This is a genomic window from Myroides phaeus (genome assembly GCF_009799805.1).
GTDB lineage: Bacteria > Bacteroidota > Bacteroidia > Flavobacteriales > Flavobacteriaceae > Flavobacterium > Flavobacterium phaeum_A.
Map to the genome: position 1 here is coordinate 1504708 of NZ_CP047050.1, position 15066 is coordinate 1519773.

Annotated in this window: 12 protein-coding genes and 3 tRNA genes; 5 read left to right on the forward strand and 10 right to left on the reverse strand. The window is 33.0% G+C overall.

Annotation, left to right across the window (positions count from 1 at the left end; genetic code table 11):
* Positions 1 to 101 precede the first annotated feature (101 nt).
* Complete coding sequence (locus GQS07_RS06760; protein WP_158210156.1) at positions 102 to 2255, reverse strand: S46 family peptidase; 2154 nt, start codon at positions 2253 to 2255, stop codon at positions 102 to 104.
* A gap of 577 nt (positions 2256 to 2832) precedes the next feature.
* On the opposite strand from GQS07_RS06760, the gene GQS07_RS06765 reads away from it, so the two are divergent.
* On the forward strand, positions 2833 to 3672 hold the full coding sequence (locus tag GQS07_RS06765; RefSeq protein ID WP_158210157.1) for an aldo/keto reductase: 840 nt from the start codon (positions 2833 to 2835) through the stop codon (positions 3670 to 3672).
* A gap of 84 nt (positions 3673 to 3756) precedes the next feature.
* Here GQS07_RS06765 and GQS07_RS06770 read toward each other — a convergent pair whose 3' ends face one another.
* Positions 3757 to 4992 carry a 3-deoxy-D-manno-octulosonic acid transferase gene (locus GQS07_RS06770; RefSeq protein WP_158210158.1) on the reverse strand — a complete coding sequence of 412 codons (1236 nt, stop codon included), beginning with the start codon at positions 4990 to 4992 and terminating at the stop codon, positions 3757 to 3759.
* A 170-nt stretch (positions 4993 to 5162) separates the two neighbouring features.
* Here GQS07_RS06770 and GQS07_RS06775 point away from each other — a divergent pair, with 170 nt between their 5' ends.
* Positions 5163 to 6293: a DegT/DnrJ/EryC1/StrS family aminotransferase gene (locus GQS07_RS06775; RefSeq protein WP_158210159.1), complete on the forward strand. Its 1131-nt coding sequence runs from the start codon at positions 5163 to 5165 to the stop codon at positions 6291 to 6293.
* A gap of 57 nt (positions 6294 to 6350) precedes the next feature.
* On the opposite strand, the gene GQS07_RS06780 is transcribed toward GQS07_RS06775, so the two are convergent.
* The 7 genes from GQS07_RS06780 to GQS07_RS06810 all read right to left on the reverse strand — a co-directional run bounded on the left by GQS07_RS06780 (position 6351) and on the right by GQS07_RS06810 (position 13707).
* Positions 6351 to 7535, reverse strand: a complete 1185-nt coding sequence (locus GQS07_RS06780; RefSeq protein WP_233269325.1) for a multidrug effflux MFS transporter — start codon at positions 7533 to 7535, stop codon at positions 6351 to 6353.
* Positions 7536 to 7624: 89 nt separating this feature from the next.
* Positions 7625 to 8497: an ACP S-malonyltransferase gene (fabD, locus tag GQS07_RS06785; RefSeq protein WP_158210161.1), complete on the reverse strand. Its 873-nt coding sequence runs from the start codon at positions 8495 to 8497 to the stop codon at positions 7625 to 7627.
* 114 nt (positions 8498 to 8611) lie between these two features.
* Positions 8612 to 10714, reverse strand: a complete 2103-nt coding sequence (locus GQS07_RS06790) for a peptidylprolyl isomerase (protein WP_158210162.1) — start codon at positions 10712 to 10714, stop codon at positions 8612 to 8614.
* Positions 10715 to 10949: 235 nt separating this feature from the next.
* On the reverse strand, positions 10950 to 11141 hold the full coding sequence (locus tag GQS07_RS06795; RefSeq protein ID WP_090408851.1) for a hypothetical protein: 192 nt from the start codon (positions 11139 to 11141) through the stop codon (positions 10950 to 10952).
* Position 11142: 1 nt separating this feature from the next.
* Positions 11143 to 11700, reverse strand: a complete 558-nt coding sequence (lptC, locus tag GQS07_RS06800; protein WP_158210163.1) for an LPS export ABC transporter periplasmic protein LptC — start codon at positions 11698 to 11700, stop codon at positions 11143 to 11145.
* 20 nt (positions 11701 to 11720) lie between these two features.
* Positions 11721 to 12980: a hypothetical protein gene (locus GQS07_RS06805; RefSeq protein ID WP_158210164.1), complete on the reverse strand. Its 1260-nt coding sequence runs from the start codon at positions 12978 to 12980 to the stop codon at positions 11721 to 11723.
* Positions 12958 to 13707: a type III pantothenate kinase gene (locus GQS07_RS06810; protein WP_158210165.1), complete on the reverse strand. Its 750-nt coding sequence runs from the start codon at positions 13705 to 13707 to the stop codon at positions 12958 to 12960. The genes GQS07_RS06805 and GQS07_RS06810 overlap by 23 nt, the downstream gene beginning before the upstream one ends.
* A 127-nt stretch (positions 13708 to 13834) precedes the next feature.
* Here GQS07_RS06810 and GQS07_RS06815 point away from each other — a divergent pair.
* The 3 genes from GQS07_RS06815 (at position 13835) to GQS07_RS06825 (ending at position 14115) form a co-directional block, all read left to right on the forward strand.
* Positions 13835 to 13907 (forward strand) — tRNA-Phe (locus GQS07_RS06815).
* Between the two features lie 33 nt (positions 13908 to 13940).
* A tRNA-Phe gene (locus tag GQS07_RS06820) sits at positions 13941 to 14013 on the forward strand.
* 26 nt (positions 14014 to 14039) lie between these two features.
* Positions 14040 to 14115: transfer RNA gene (locus tag GQS07_RS06825), tRNA-Phe, on the forward strand.
* A 361-nt stretch (positions 14116 to 14476) separates the two neighbouring features.
* On the opposite strand, the gene GQS07_RS06830 is transcribed toward GQS07_RS06825, so the two are convergent.
* Positions 14477 to 15025, reverse strand: a complete 549-nt coding sequence (locus tag GQS07_RS06830) for a hypothetical protein (RefSeq protein ID WP_233269326.1) — start codon at positions 15023 to 15025, stop codon at positions 14477 to 14479.
* Between the last annotated feature and the right edge of the window lie 41 nt (positions 15026 to 15066).

The following is a 15066-nucleotide window of genomic DNA, read 5'->3' on the forward strand; positions in this document are numbered from 1 at the left end:
ATTCGAGACAAATATATAACTTTTTTGATTCGATTATATTTTTTGTAAAAAAAAAATATAATTTTTTTAGCTTAGTAATTTATTGAAAATCAACACTTTGTTTATTTGTTTTTCTTAGGGTGAACCAATTTCATTTCTTCAATTAGGTGTTTTGCATCTGCAAACTTGTCTACGATGAATAAAATGTATCTTGCGTCAACCATAATGTTACGACAAATTGAAGGATCGTAGTAAATATCACTCATTGTTCCTTCCCAAACTCTATCGAAGTTTAATCCAATTAAGTTACCATGTGCATCTAATGCTGGACTTCCTGAATTACCTCCTGTTGTATGGTTTGTTGCAATAAAGTTTACTGGTAATTTACCGTTGTCAGCATATACTCCGTAATCTTTATTATTGTACAATTCGATTAATTTAGATGGTACATCAAATTCATAATCACCAGGTACATATTTCTCCATAATTCCATCAAAATGTGTTACTGGCTCATAGTATGTAGCATCTTTAGGAAAATATCCGTCTACTTTACCATAAGTAACACGTAATGTACTGTTAGCATCTGGGAAAATTCTTGCATCTGGGTATAATTCTAATTGAGCTTTCATATATGTACGTTGTAAAGCAGCAATCTCACGATCTAATTCTTCATATTTAGGTAATATGTTAGTTAGGTAGTTTTCGATTAATCCTTTTGCAAATACGTATCCTTTATCATTGTTAAGGTTTGCTTGTACTTGTTTAGCATCTCCTTTTAATAACTCTTGTAATCCTTCGTATGAAGTTAATTTACTATTGTTATAGATATCTTTAGTAATTGCTTTTACATCAGCATTTACTAATGATTTTGGTAAAAATGCTTTAGGAGCATCAGTAGCATATAATGAAACAATAGATTCAAATACTTTCTCATCTACTACTTTGCTGTAGTTTTTGTAGAAACGCTCTTGTCCGTTGATTAAGTTTGCTTTTCTTGATTCAAATGATTGCTCGTTGTTAAATGTTTTTTCTAAAGCATAAACTCTCCAAGCAGAAGCTAATAATTCAGCATTACGCATTCCGATTTCTGTAAAGTAATCTCTACTGATAGCATAAGGTGCAATAGCAGCATATAACTTTTCGAATTCAGGTAAGATATTAGCGTACGCTTTTGTGTTTTTATTTTTCTTTGCTCTCTCAATAAAGTCTTTTTCAAAAGCTTTTTTAGCCGCAACAGCATTTGTTTTTTTCAACCCTTGGCTTTCTCCAATCCATTTTTTCCAATAGTTTGCAGTACTTGCAAATTTAGAAGCATATTGAATTTTGATACCTTGGTCTGCACGCATAAATTCGTCAGTAATTTTTAACGCTTTATCGCGGATTCCAATTCTCACTGGATTTAAGTCGTTTACAATTTGCTCTACAGCAAATGATGGTAAATACTCTTGTGTTCTACCAGGGTAACCAAATACCATAGTAAAATCTCCTTCTTCAATTCCGTCTAATGAAATAGGGAAGAAGTGTTTTGGACGGTAAGGAACGTTGTCTTTTGAGTAATTAGCAGGCTTGTTGTCTTTATCTGCATAGATACGGAATAAAGCAAAGTCTCCTGTATGACGTGGCCAAACCCAGTTGTCAGTATCAGATCCGAATTTACCTACTGATGAAGGTGGTGCACCTACTAAACGAACGTCAGTAAATGTTTCTGTAACAAATAAGATGTATTGGTTTCCTTCATAGAAAGATTTAATCTTATTTTCTTGCCATTTCTCTTTTGGAAAAGAAGCAACAGTTGCACTAATATTTTTGTTTATTTTTTCTCTTTTTACGATTTCAGAGTCCTTGTCTTTGATTCCGGCCATTACTTCTTTCGTTACGTCTTCAATACGTACGATAAAAGTAACCTCTAAATTTTCGTTAGGTAATTCTTGCGCTTGTGATTTTGCCCAGAATCCATTTGCTAAGTAGTCGTTTTCAACAGATGAGTGTGATTGAATTTGACCATATCCACAGTGGTGGTTTGTAAGTAATAAACCTTGTGGAGAAATAACTTCAGATGAACATCCACCATTGAAATGAGGAACAGCATCTTTCATACTTGAGTTGTTCACATCATAAATGTCTTTTACTGACATCTGCATACCAAGGCTTTTCATCTCAGTTTCGTTCATCCCTTCTAATAATGAAGGAATCCACATCCCTCCTTGTTGCGCGTAGATAGGAAGTGCTACCAGAACAACAAGTGCCTTAAATAGATTTTTAATTTTTCGATTCATATGTGTGTGTTAGTTAGAATTGAATTGGTTGGCAAGATACAATTTAAAGTCTAAAAGGTAAAGTGGTTTTGTTATCAGTACGTGGAACGGCGATTTTAAAGGGAGATGAGAGAGGTATAGTGTATTTACGGTGATATGTTGATAGTGTTGTAAGAATTAGTAAAGAACACATTATAATGTAGTTTTAAACGTACCACGTTCGACACATCTACCACTCAAGTCCCACAGAAGTTCGGAAAACAAGCCTTTTTCCCGAAGGTGTCTGGTACTTGTGTGGTATTTGTCTGAAACAAGTATAAAAGAAGTGTGTAATGACAGTACTATTTAACTTATATAGAACTCCTGTTATTATATAGCATACGTTAATTAATGAAAAGATGTTTTCAATGGTAGTAAAAGCGTCGTACTTCTTGAGTTTATTGGTTACTAAAAGATTAGTAAAAATAGAGATGTCAATATTTGGTGTATAGATATGTTAATGCAATAAATAGTGGTGTGTTAAGCTTTTTAAAAATTCATTTATTTCCAATAATAATATTTAACTTGTTGAGGTATAAACTTATAAAAGGTAGATAAAATGAATACTTATAAATTAGGAAATGGCGTGTTAATTCCAAAAGTAGGTTTTGGAACTTGGCAAGCAGCTGAAGGAGAAGAAGCTGTAAATTCTGTAAAAACAGCTTTAGAGTTGGGGTATAGACATATAGATACTGCTTTTTTCTACAAAAATGAGGTTAGTGTTGGTAAAGGGATCAAGGCGTCAGGTGTTGACCGTAAAGAGATTTTTGTAACAACTAAGGTTTGGAATTCTGAGCGTGGTTTTGAAAAAGCATTAGAGGCTTTTGATGTTTCTTTAAAAAACTTAGGTTTAGATTATATAGATATGTTTTTAATTCACTGGCCTGCGAGTGAAAACCAATTTGAAAATTGGAAAGAATTAAATGCTGAAACGTGGAGAGCATTAGAAAAGTTGTATGCAGACGGAAAAGTGCGTGCTATTGGAGTTAGTAATTTCTATGTATCGCATTTATCAGCTTTGTTAGAAACAGCAAAAGTAAAACCAATGGTAAACCAAATTGAATTTCACCCAGGGATGACACAAAATGAAGTGGTTGATTTTTGTGTAAAAAACGATATCTTAATTGAAGCTTGGAGTCCACTTGGTCGTGGAAATGTGTTAGACAATGAAGTATTAGTTGCATTAGCTGCTAAATATAAAGTATCAGTGCCTCAATTATGTATTCGTTGGATTGTACAAAAAGGACATTTGCCATTGCCTAAATCTGTAACACCTGAGCGTATTAAAGCAAATCTTGATATTTATGATTTTGAAATTAGTCAAGAAGATATTGCGGCGATAGATAATTTGCCTTATATTGGTGGCTCGGGATTACATCCTGATAAAGTTGACTTTTAAGTATCATATACTTTCAATGAGTAATTATTAATTCATATATCAAAAAAGGTAAATAAACATTGTGTTCATTTACCTTTTTGTTTTTTATGAAATATGCTTCATTATTTTTTTAGTGGCTTCTTTATTCTTTAAAATAAAGTGGCTACTGATAGCACCTAACTTTTCTTTTGTAGTAGTATCTGTCAGTAATTTGTCAAAAGTATCGTTTAATTCCTCTTGGTTGTTTACTACTAAGCAACTTCCTAATGCTACAAGGTCTTTTGCTTCTTGAAACTTCTTGTATTTTGGACCAATGACAACTGGAACGCCAAAAGTAGCTGCTTCTAATATATTGTGTATTCCTGCTCCAAACCCTCCTCCGATATAAGCAATATCAGCATAACTGTAAGCTTTTGTCAATAAACTGTAAGCGTCAATTATATATACATTGTATTCACTTAGGTTTTTACCTTGGTGCTGGCTGTGTAATATAGTTGGTTTTTTTAGGCTGTTTTGCAATTGAGCTATTTGTTCCGTTTTAATGTTGTGAGGAGCAAAGACAAAACGCAATGACGAGTCTGTGTTATTATTGATATACGTAGTAATGAATTTTTCGTCTTCAGGCCACGAACTACCAATTACAATAGTCTTGGTTTGTTTGTTGTTGGTAAACTCATCTAAGAAGTCAAGTTTATTGTTGTTTTCTAATATTTGAGACACACGATCAAAACGGGTATCTCCTACAACTTCAACCTGTGTAAAGTTCAGTTGGTTTAAAAGTTGTTTTGATATGTCGTTTTGCACGAAGAAATAAGTGAAAGCTTGCAATGCTTTGCGATAAAACCCACCATACCATTTAAAGAATACTTGGTTTGAACGTAGAATTCCGGATACTAAATAAGTAGGGATATTTTTTTTGCGTAGTTGGTTTAGGTAGTTTGGCCAATATTCGTATTTAACGAAAAAGGCTTTTTCAGGGTGAACTTGCTTTAAAAATTGCTGCGCATTAGTTAATGTGTCCATTGGTAGATACAATGTGGCATCGGCAATTGAATTGTTCTTTTTAACTTCATATCCAGAAGGGGAGAAGAAAGTAAGTACTATTTTATGGGTTGGAAATTTACTTTTTAGTTGTTCCATTAATGGTAATCCTTGTTCGTACTCTCCTAATGAAGCAACGTGAACCCAAAACACTTTATCAGAGGGTTTGATTTTTTCTTCTAAAATTGTGAAAGACTCTTTTCTACCCTGTACAAAAAAGTTGATTTTTTTATTAAAAAGGGCTATAATCTGAAGAAAGAATATTGAAACGTAAGTCAGTATATTGTATAGAAAAAACATATGAAAATCTTTATAAAGCGAAATTACGTTTCTTTTGAGAAAGATTGAGCTTTGACGTTAAGAATTTATTATTTTTGTAAGGATAATGAATATCGAAATATATAGTTGTTTTTGCAGTTAATTTTTTGATTATCAGTAAAGATGGCTTTAAGATACTAAAGACAATTAGGATGAAAAAAATTCAAATGGTTGACTTGAAAAGTCAATATGAAGGGATTAAAGAACAAGTGAATCAATCGATTCAAGAGATTTTAGAATCTTCAGCTTATATTAATGGACCTCAAGTTCATTCTTTTCAAGCAAGTTTAGAAGAGTACACAGGGTCAAAACACGTTATTCCTTGTGCTAATGGAACTGATGCGTTACAAATTGCAATGATGGGACTTGGTTTAAAACCAGGTGATGAGGTAATCACTGCAGACTTTACGTTTGCTGCAACTGTTGAGGTTATTGGTTTGTTACAATTAACTCCTGTTTTAGTTGATGTATGTCCAGAGACTTTTAATATCTCTATTGACGCACTTAAAAAAGCAATTACTCCTAAAACTAAAGCGATTGTACCTGTTCACTTATTTGGACAAGCAGCAAATATGGAAGCGATTATGGAGATTGCAAAAGAGCATAATTTGTTCGTAATCGAAGATAATGCGCAAGGTATTGGTGCTAACTATGCTTTCGCTGATGGTAAAAAAGCTAAAACGGGTGCAATTGGACACGTTGCTGCTACTTCTTTCTTCCCATCTAAAAACTTAGGTTGTTATGGAGATGGTGGTGCTATTTTTACTAATGATGACGAATTAGCTCACGTTATTAGAGGAATTGTTAACCACGGTATGTACGAACGTTACCACCACGATGTAATTGGAGTTAATTCTCGTTTAGATAGTATTCAAGCTGCTGTTTTAAATGCTAAATTACCTAATTTGGATACTTATAACAATGCACGTCGTGCTGCTGCAAAAGCATATTCTACTGCTTTAGCGAATCATCCAAATATCGTTACTCCTAAAATTGAAGGAGAAGAGGATAGTCACGTATTCCACCAATACACATTGCGTATTGTGAATGCTGATAGAAATGGATTAATGGCTCACTTACAGTCTAAAGATATTCCTTGTGCAATCTATTACCCAATTCCATTGCACAAACAAAAAGCTTATTTAGATCCGCGTTATAAAGAAGAAGATTTCCCTGTAACTAATCAATTAGTACAAGAAGTATTATCTCTTCCAATGCACTCTGAATTAGAGGCTGAGCAAATCAAGTTTATTACAGACGAAATTTTAGCTTTCTTAGGATAGTTTTATTTCCGTTTAGATATAAAAAAAGCAGACTTATAAAGTCTGCTTTTTTTATGTTTATTTTTTAGGGTATGTCGTTTGATTAATTATCAAGGATGCGACAGCACAAGCCATTAACGAGATTGCAACAATATTCATTGAACCATCGTTGAGGCTGTTTAGCAGCAAAGAGGTTATAAAAGTAAACGCTAATTGTGATGCACCAAATAAGGCAGAGGCTGTTCCTGATTCTTCTTTAAATGGCGCTAATGCTAATGTTGTACTTGTTGGGAATAACATTCCAAGGGGCAGTACAAAAAAGAATAGTGGAATTAACTGCAAATAGATTGATAGGTTTAATTCAATCATTAGCCAGAGTATTCCCGCTGATATAGCTTGTATACTTGCTCCTAATTTAATGATATTACTTGGCTGTAAGTGTTTACGTAGAACAGATGACGTAAGGAATGAGCCTATCATTAATCCACAAGAGTTTAGCATAAATATTAAGCTGAATTGCGTACTTGATAATCCGCCAACTTCCATAATTAATACGGGCGAATTGGAGATGTATAGCATTAAACAACTAAAAGCAATACTTCCTATGATAGTATAGGTAACAAATATTTTATGTTTGAATAAGCGTTTATAGTTGTTTAAGATTAGGTTGAGTTTTAATGTTGTACTTTGTGTGTTTACATCTTCTCTAAGGAAAAATGTAGTCATTAATATGCTTAATGTTGCAAAACACGCCATAGCAGTAAAGACATGTTGCCAATCATAGAATTTCAGAATGGCATTACCTAAGATAGGTGCCATAATTGGGGCAATTCCGCCGATTAGCGCAAGGATACTGAATATCTTAAGGGTTTGGTCTTTGTCGAAGCGTTTATTGACTATAGCCCTTGCAATGACTAAACCACCACTACTTCCAAATGCTTGTAAGAATCTATAAACCCACATAACCTTGATGTCTTGTACATAAATACAGGCAATAGAAGACACGATAAAGATAGATAGGGAAATTAGTATTGGTTTTTTACTTCCATATTTATCAGATATAGGTCCCCAAAATAATTGTCCAATTGCTAATCCACCCAAGAAAGTAGAGAGAGAGATTTGTACACGGTTTATTTCGGTACTTAAGTCTTTGGCTATTTTTGGGAAAGCTGGTAAATACATATCAATAGCTAAAGGGCCTAATGCCGTTAGACTAACTAATGTAAATATCAGAATCCATTCTTGAATTGAGAGTTTTTGCACGTTTAAAAGGAGGTTAAAAAAAAATCCCTGGTGTGTTTCAACCAAGGATTTTTATATTGTTATAATAGTCTTGTTATTGTCAAAACAACTTATGCAGAATGAGTTTCTGCTTCTTTATTGATTTTTTTAATTAAACCAACTAATACTTTTCCTGGTCCAACTTCTGTAAATAAAGTAGCACCATCAGCAACCATTTGTTGTACTGATTGAGTCCATCTTACAGGAGCAGTTAATTGAAGGATTAAGTTCTTTTTAATTTCTTCTGGATTGTTAACAGCACTTGCAGTAACGTTTTGGTAAACTGGGCAAGTAGGAGTGTGGAAAGTAGTTGCTTCAATAGCAGCAGCTAATTCTTCTCTTGCAGGTTCCATCATTGGAGAGTGGAATGCTCCTCCAACAGGAAGTAATAATGCTCTTTTAGCACCAGCTTCTTTTAGTAATTCACACGCTTTTTCAACAGCAGAGAATTCTCCTGAAATAACTAATTGACCAGGGCAGTTGTAATTTGCAGCAACTACAACACCATCAACTTCAGAACAAACTTTTTCTACGATAGCATCTTCTAATCCTAATACAGCAGCCATAGTTGAAGGAGTGATTTCACAAGCTTTTTGCATTGCCATAGCTCTTTGAGAAACTAATTTTAACGCGTCTTCAAAAGCTAATGTACCATTCGCAACTAAAGCAGAGAATTCTCCTAATGAATGACCAGCTACCATTTCTGGTTTGAAATCTGCTAATGTTTTAGCTAATACAACTGAATGTAAGAATACAGCAGGTTGAGTAACTTTCGTTTCTTTTAATTGTTCAGCTGTTCCTTCAAACATAATATCTGTGATTCTAAAACCAAGGATATCGTTTGCTTTTTCAAACATTTCTTTAGCAAGTTCAGAACTTTCATATAAGTCTTTACCCATTCCTGTGAATTGAGCTCCTTGACCTGGAAAAACATATGCTTTCATAAGTATAATTTTAAATTTCGAGTAGACAAAAATAAGGTATTTTTATTTGTAAAACGAACAGACATAAAAAAAGCCATCTGGAGTACAGATGGCTTCTTTTGTAAGTTTTATAGTTTATTGGATAACACCGATACGGTTATCTTTAATTTTGGCATTGTCTTTTAATGCTTTCATAACTCTCATTTGAGCCATGTTGCGAACACCATTTTCAACTTTAGCTTTGTAGCTGTTGTAGTTTGGTAATTCAGGAGCATTAGCAACGTTTTTAGTTTTTACCATATAAACTCCTTTTACACCATCAATTAGGTTAGAGTTTTGGTTAACTGCAGTTGCGAAAGCTGTACCTACTACTAATGGTTCGTTTCCGATATTAGTGATAAGTGGAGCATTTAAGCTAACTTCAGATACAGAAGCGATAGATGCTTTAGAACTTGTAGACACTTCTTCAATAGTTTTACCAGTCATTTTTTGTTTAATGATTTGAGCTTTTTTCTCGTTCATTAAGATTGGTTCAATGAATGGTTTTACTTCTTCGATTGGCATTAAACCTGTATCGTTTTTAGATGTTAACTTAACGATGATGTGTCCATCAGCATTGTCAAATCTTTTGATAGTACCGTCTTTAGTGTCTTTGTTAAAAGCCCAAGCAATAATACTTCTTTGGTTTCCTACACCAGGTAAGAACTCTTCGAAAGGACGAACAGTTACGTCATTTTGAGTATCAAAACCTAAACCTTTAGCAGCAACGATAAAGTCACTTGCAGAAGCTGCGTCTTGTTCTAATGTCGTAGCTTTAGTGAATAACTCATCAGCAGTTGCGTCAGATACTTCAATTTTTAAAGCAACAGTAGCTAATTTAGCACCTTCTTTTTTATTGATAACTTGGATTACGTGGTAACCAAAGTCAGTTTCAACTAAACCAATTTTTCCAGCAGGGTTGTTAAAGATAAAGTCGTTAAATGGTTTTACCATTTGTCCGTTTGGAATATCTTCATATTTTCCACCGTTGTTTTTAGATCCTGGATCTTCTGTTTCAACAGTTGCAACAGCTGCAAATGTAGCAGGAGCTTCTTGAACTTTTTTCAAGATTTCTTCAGCTTTCGCTTTAGCTTCTTCTTTAGTTCTTGTAGAACCAGGAGCTGCAGATCCTGCATAAGTGATTAAGATATGAGCAGCGTCAACTCTTTGACCTGGTTTTTTGTCTAATAATCTTGATATACAGTAGTAGTCTCCCATTACGTATGGACCAAAAACTTGACCAGGTTGTAAGTTAAATAACTCTTCTTGGTATTCTAAAGGAAGATCTTTCTTAGCGTAATATAAACTGTCAAATTTAATATCTGAGTTTGTGTTTACGAAAGACTCAACATCTTTAATTGTTTTGAATCCAGGAATAGTATCGTTTTTCTTAGTTTCAGCATTATATTGAACTCTTGGTTGTAATAGAGATTCAATAGTTTCCTTAACTGCATCTTTATCAGAGTCAGAAGGTTTACTTGCTAAGAAAGCATATTGTAATTCACGAGTTGTTTCAGATTTAAATCTGTTCTCGTGTTTTTTCATGTAATCAATGATAGCAGCATCAGAAACAGCAGCTTCTTCGTTGTTAACTGTAGAGTAAGGTACAGTAACATAGTCAAAAGAAACTTTGCTGTTATCAGCTAAGTAACTTGCTTTAGCTTCAGTTTGAGTAGTGTAGATTCCTCCTTGAATTAAAGAGAAATACATTTGCTCAAGACCAACTTTTTCAAGTTCTTTTTCGTAAGCTAACCACGCATTCCATTGCTCTTGTCCAGCTTGTTTCATCATTAAAACAAATTGGTTGAATTTGTTAACGTCAAACTGTCCTAATTGATTTAGGAATTCAGGATTGTTAGCAAAGTTTGGGTTGTTTTTTACAACATTTACCAATTGGTCTTTACCAATGCGTAATCCTAATTTCTCGAACTCAGTAGTAAGTAAAATATTGTTTACTTCACTGTTCCAAACAGCCACACTCGCTTGAGTGTTACTCATTTGTCCGTTTTTCTCAGCTTGAGCTACTTTGTGTAAGAATTCTTGTGTGTTGATTTCTTCTCCGTTGATACTACCAACATTTCTTGATAGTCCACCTCCCGTGCTTCTTACTACGTCGCCAATAACGAATGCTAATAAAGCAATACCTATTACTGCAATTAACAGAGCGGATTTTTGTCTAATTTTTGATAAAACTGCCATGCTTTTTTATTATGTGTAATTTTTTTCAGTGAGCGAAAATACAATTATCTATTTAATAATAAAAGGAGTGATGCTATTATTTTACGACAATTCACATCTTTTTTCTTGTATTTTTAAATTAATTGTCTAATAATTTTTAATTCCGACTAAATAGGACCTTATAACTTATAATTTAGTAATGGTATAAATATAAAAAAAAGGTGTAATCATTTATGATTACACCTTTGAGATATTGTTACTTATTATTGTAATTATCCATTCGTTTCGCAAACTTTCTTCTAAAGAAAAACATGAAGATTGCCACTCCAGCTATTATAAAGTTTAACCAGAAGTTGTTTTCTCCTTTGCTTATTTTGTCAATTGCATCATATATGAATAGTGCTGCAATAACTAAGTAGAAGAATGGTATGATTCTTAATGCTTTCATATTAATTCTGTTTGTTTATGCTTTCAACATAACTATTAGTTGCTTTTACTGTTTTTAATTTACTGTCGAAGTCAATTCCAACTCCTCTTGTAAAGTTTTCTTTATCAGTAGAAGCTTTATACTTTCCTTCTGTAAAGAACCATTCATTCTTTTGGTCAAAATACAATTGGTCTGATTCAAGTTTTTTACCATCATGTGTTGTTATAACAACATTTCCTTGTAAATCTATTAGTTCTGTTTTTGTATAACTAATAGCATAATCTGCAACAACGGTATTTTTGTTATTATCCGCATCAAAAAAGGTAAGATGAATTCCTTTTGGAAATTCGGTAAAAGGATATTTAACATTGCTATAATCTAACATTGTTGGACTTAGTAATATGGCTTTTACTCTTCCTGAATCGATATATTGTAGGCGCATATTTTCTGCTTCACCAGCTGGAAAGAAGGTGACTTTGTTTATTTGTTGTATTTCTTTAAACTTACTCTCACAAGAGAATAAAGAGAAAGATAATAAGATAAATAAAAGAATGCTTATCGATTTATTTATGTATTTCATTTTATGATAATGAATAGATGTTATTCAAAACGTCTTCTTTTGAACCAAAGGTCATTCATTGAGAAACCAACATACATACTAAAGTAGTTTTCTCTTGTTAAACCTTGACTTTTTGTACCTCTTGATCCGTATTCAAAACCAATGTTTAAGTTTGTAAAGCTTCTTCCAATAGGAAAACCAAAACCTGCATTTACAGCCATATCATTGATTGCTTTGTCATTTAAAACTAAACCAGTGTTTTCATATCTAATACCAGCTCTGTATACAATTCTATCAAAATAGCTTGTAAAAGAATTGTATTTAGGGATATAGAAACCTCCAACAGAGAATTTATTTGAATTCTCAAATGAAGAGATAGAAGATGTATTCCAAGAGTCAGCTAATTTTCTGTTTTCTGTGAATGTATACTGTGCTCCTACAAACCATTTGAATTCTTTTCCAAAACCAAGTCCTAAATCTAAAGCTTGTGGATTAGTAATTTTTCTGTTACCGTCTATAATAGTTTGAGATTCGATTACTTGGTTTACTCTTACAAGTTGTAACTTAGTTAGGTTGTCATTTGACCACTTAGTTTGTGGACTATAAGTTACATTTGCTTGCCAATCATACTGTCTAAATTTACCAGCATATTGTGCAGATGTTTTAAAAGACACTCCTCTGTAATCTAATTCCTGTAATTCTCTTGATACGGTTTGTAAAGGAGAACCATCGCCTATATTAGCAATGTTTTTGTATGCTTCATTAGTGATGTTACCAAAATGATATCCAACATCTACACCCACGTGTAAATTAGGCATAATCTCGTAACCAGCTCCTAAAAATACTTTATTCACTCCTCCGTTACCTTCGTAAGTGTTTTTAATTAATTGACCTTCTTCATTGTTTTGTTGACCATTAATTTTATAACCAACATTTGAAAAAGGAGTTAATCCAAATACAACACCAACTTTTTTAGCAATAGGGAAACCTACGGCGATATAGTCTAATGTTTGTCTTTTTGCTTTATTATTAGAATCATCAGATGCAAAGTCATAAAACTTAGCTGTTGCTCCAAGTGAGAATGTAGTAAGTTTAAGCTTACCAAAAGACGCTGGGTTATTTAAGTTGATGTGAATACTATCTGCGTAAACACTTGTTCCACCCATAGCTTTATATTCATTCGTACCACTGTTATTAACATTACCTATTCCGTAAAAAGAATAAGGTGAAGCGTTGCCTTGTTGGGCCATTGCAATTGAACCACAAATAAGGCTTAGGCTAAGGAAGATTTTTTTTATCATTTTCAATTATGTATTGATATAAAGAGTTCATACTCTCTAAAAGAAAGTTTGAATTAGCAAATATTACATTTTTTAATCTTTTTGCCAAAAAAAGTGTGTCTCCTCCGGTCAAAATAACCGTTAATTGAGGATATTTTTTTTGGTATTCAGTTATTACACCATCTATTTCTGTTGTAACACCATTTATAATACCTGAGTGTATAGCATTTGTTGTTTGATCTCCTATCAAATAATCTATATCTTCAGGTTTTAGCAAAGGTAGCTTTTCTGTGTAATCATTTAACGATTTATATCGCAACATTAGACCTGGAGAAATTGCACCACCTAAATATTCGTCATTATCATTTATAAAATCATAGGTAATACAAGTCCCTGCGTCTATCACTAAACGATTCTGTTTAGAAAATTGCATTACAGCCCCTGCAGCGAGAACCATTCTGTCTATCCCCAATGTGTTTGGAGTGGCGTATAAATTTTTAAATGGGAAGCTACTTTTATGAGATATAACGATAAGATTGGTATTTTGTTTTAACCAATTGAAAGTTTCTTCATTTAATTTCCCGACCGAAGATAGGATGATTTGTAGTTTTTCGTGTTCTGTTGAAATTTTTTTTAAAAAAAAATCAACTTTTTTTTCATCGTCAAAAAATAGAGTCTCAGAAAACCTATTGTTTTCAAACTTAGCTATTTTCGTTCGAGTATTGCCTATGTCAATGGCTAAAATCATGCGTTTTTTTTAAGTTTAGCAAAGGTAATGAATGATTTTTTTCTAAAAAAGTTTTGGAAGAAAGAAAAACTGTTCTATATTTGCAACCGCTTAACAGAACAACATTGTTCAATACTAAAAGCCAATTGGTGCCTTAGCTCAGTTGGTAGAGCAAAGGACTGAAAATCCTTGTGTCCCTGGTTCGATTCCTGGAGGCACCACTAATTTAGCTTTTAGTAAGTAGTTTTAAAACTGGTGCCTTAGCTCAGTTGGTAGAGCAAAGGACTGAAAATCCTTGTGTCCCTGGTTCGATTCCTGGAGGCACCACAAATTTAAAACATGGTAAGCTCACTGGTGCCTTAGCTCAGTTGGTAGAGCAAAGGACTGAAAATCCTTGTGTCCCTGGTTCGATTCCTGGAGGCACCACCACTAAAAGCCGATACAGTAATGTATCGGCTTTTTTGTTTTGCTGCTTTTACATTTAATTCAAAAAAATAGATGCCAAATACAAGGTCAATTATAAGTTGTGTATATGTATAATGTTCTATAAATCTGTATGGAAATCAATCAATATCTCTATTCTTTCTTAATGGAGTTTTAAAAGCCTTTAATTAAGTTTAGGTTATAAGGGTGTTGGTAGTGGAGAAAAGGGCGTAAATATGCTTTAATTTCTTTTATTTATTATGGTATTTATATAGTTAAGTGTGTTCTATTGTAAATTACAAGTAGATTAATTTGAGGAGGAGTGAAATTAAAAAAGGCCACCCATTTTGATGAGTAGCCTTTGGTATTATTTAGTCAAAGCATTTACTTGTAAAGTTTGTCTTTTAACTTCAAATTCTAATTCTGTAATTCTTGTTTGAAGTTTTAAAAGTTTTCCTTTCCCTTTTAATTCATTGATTGGAGTTAGTTTTCCTAATGCTTTCTTTTGAGTAAATTTAATGTTCTCTGTATTAAATTTATCTTGAGCTTTATGAAGCTTAGCAGTAGTTTTTTCTAATCTCTTTTGGCTTTTAATTATATCATTTTGTTTTTTAATAGCCAGTTTTTGTTCTTTTTCTTTTTGTTTTTGAGCTTTTAATTCTGCTTTTTGTTTTTGAGCTTCAATTTTTTGTTGTTGCTTTAATTTTTTAGCAGCGTCAAGTTCGTTTTGTACTTTAAGCTCTTCAATTTTTAAATCTGTAGCAACTGCGTTTTTAGCGTGTTCTAATTCTTCAGTTGTTTGTAATTGTTGAATAGCATTGTTAGTTGTTGGAAGCTCCTTAGGTAGTTCTTGAGCAACCATTGTGCTAGTTGTAGCTGCGAAAAGTATTGCAGCTAAAAGCATCTTCTTTTTCATTTGTTTATTCGGAGTTTTATTAAGTTATTTTTTATTGTGGT

Coding starts and splice junctions, on each gene's coding strand:
- GQS07_RS06805 (WP_158210164.1), bottom strand. CDS start 12,980: ATGATAAAAAAAATCTTCCTTAGCCTAAGCCTTATTTGTGGTTCAATT.
- fabD (WP_158210161.1), bottom strand. CDS start 8,497: ATGAAAGCATATGTTTTTCCAGGTCAAGGAGCTCAATTCACAGGAATG.
- GQS07_RS06770 (WP_158210158.1), bottom strand. CDS start 4,992: ATGTTTTTTCTATACAATATACTGACTTACGTTTCAATATTCTTTCTT.
- GQS07_RS06810 (WP_158210165.1), bottom strand. CDS start 13,707: ATGATTTTAGCCATTGACATAGGCAATACTCGAACGAAAATAGCTAAG.
- GQS07_RS06795 (WP_090408851.1), bottom strand. CDS start 11,141: ATGAAAGCATTAAGAATCATACCATTCTTCTACTTAGTTATTGCAGCA.
- GQS07_RS06790 (WP_158210162.1), bottom strand. CDS start 10,714: ATGGCAGTTTTATCAAAAATTAGACAAAAATCCGCTCTGTTAATTGCA.
- GQS07_RS06775 (WP_158210159.1), top strand. CDS start 5,163: ATGAAAAAAATTCAAATGGTTGACTTGAAAAGTCAATATGAAGGGATT.
- GQS07_RS06760 (WP_158210156.1), bottom strand. CDS start 2,255: ATGAATCGAAAAATTAAAAATCTATTTAAGGCACTTGTTGTTCTGGTA.
- GQS07_RS06765 (WP_158210157.1), top strand. CDS start 2,833: ATGAATACTTATAAATTAGGAAATGGCGTGTTAATTCCAAAAGTAGGT.
- lptC (WP_158210163.1), bottom strand. CDS start 11,700: ATGAAATACATAAATAAATCGATAAGCATTCTTTTATTTATCTTATTA.
- GQS07_RS06830 (WP_233269326.1), bottom strand. CDS start 15,025: ATGAAAAAGAAGATGCTTTTAGCTGCAATACTTTTCGCAGCTACAACT.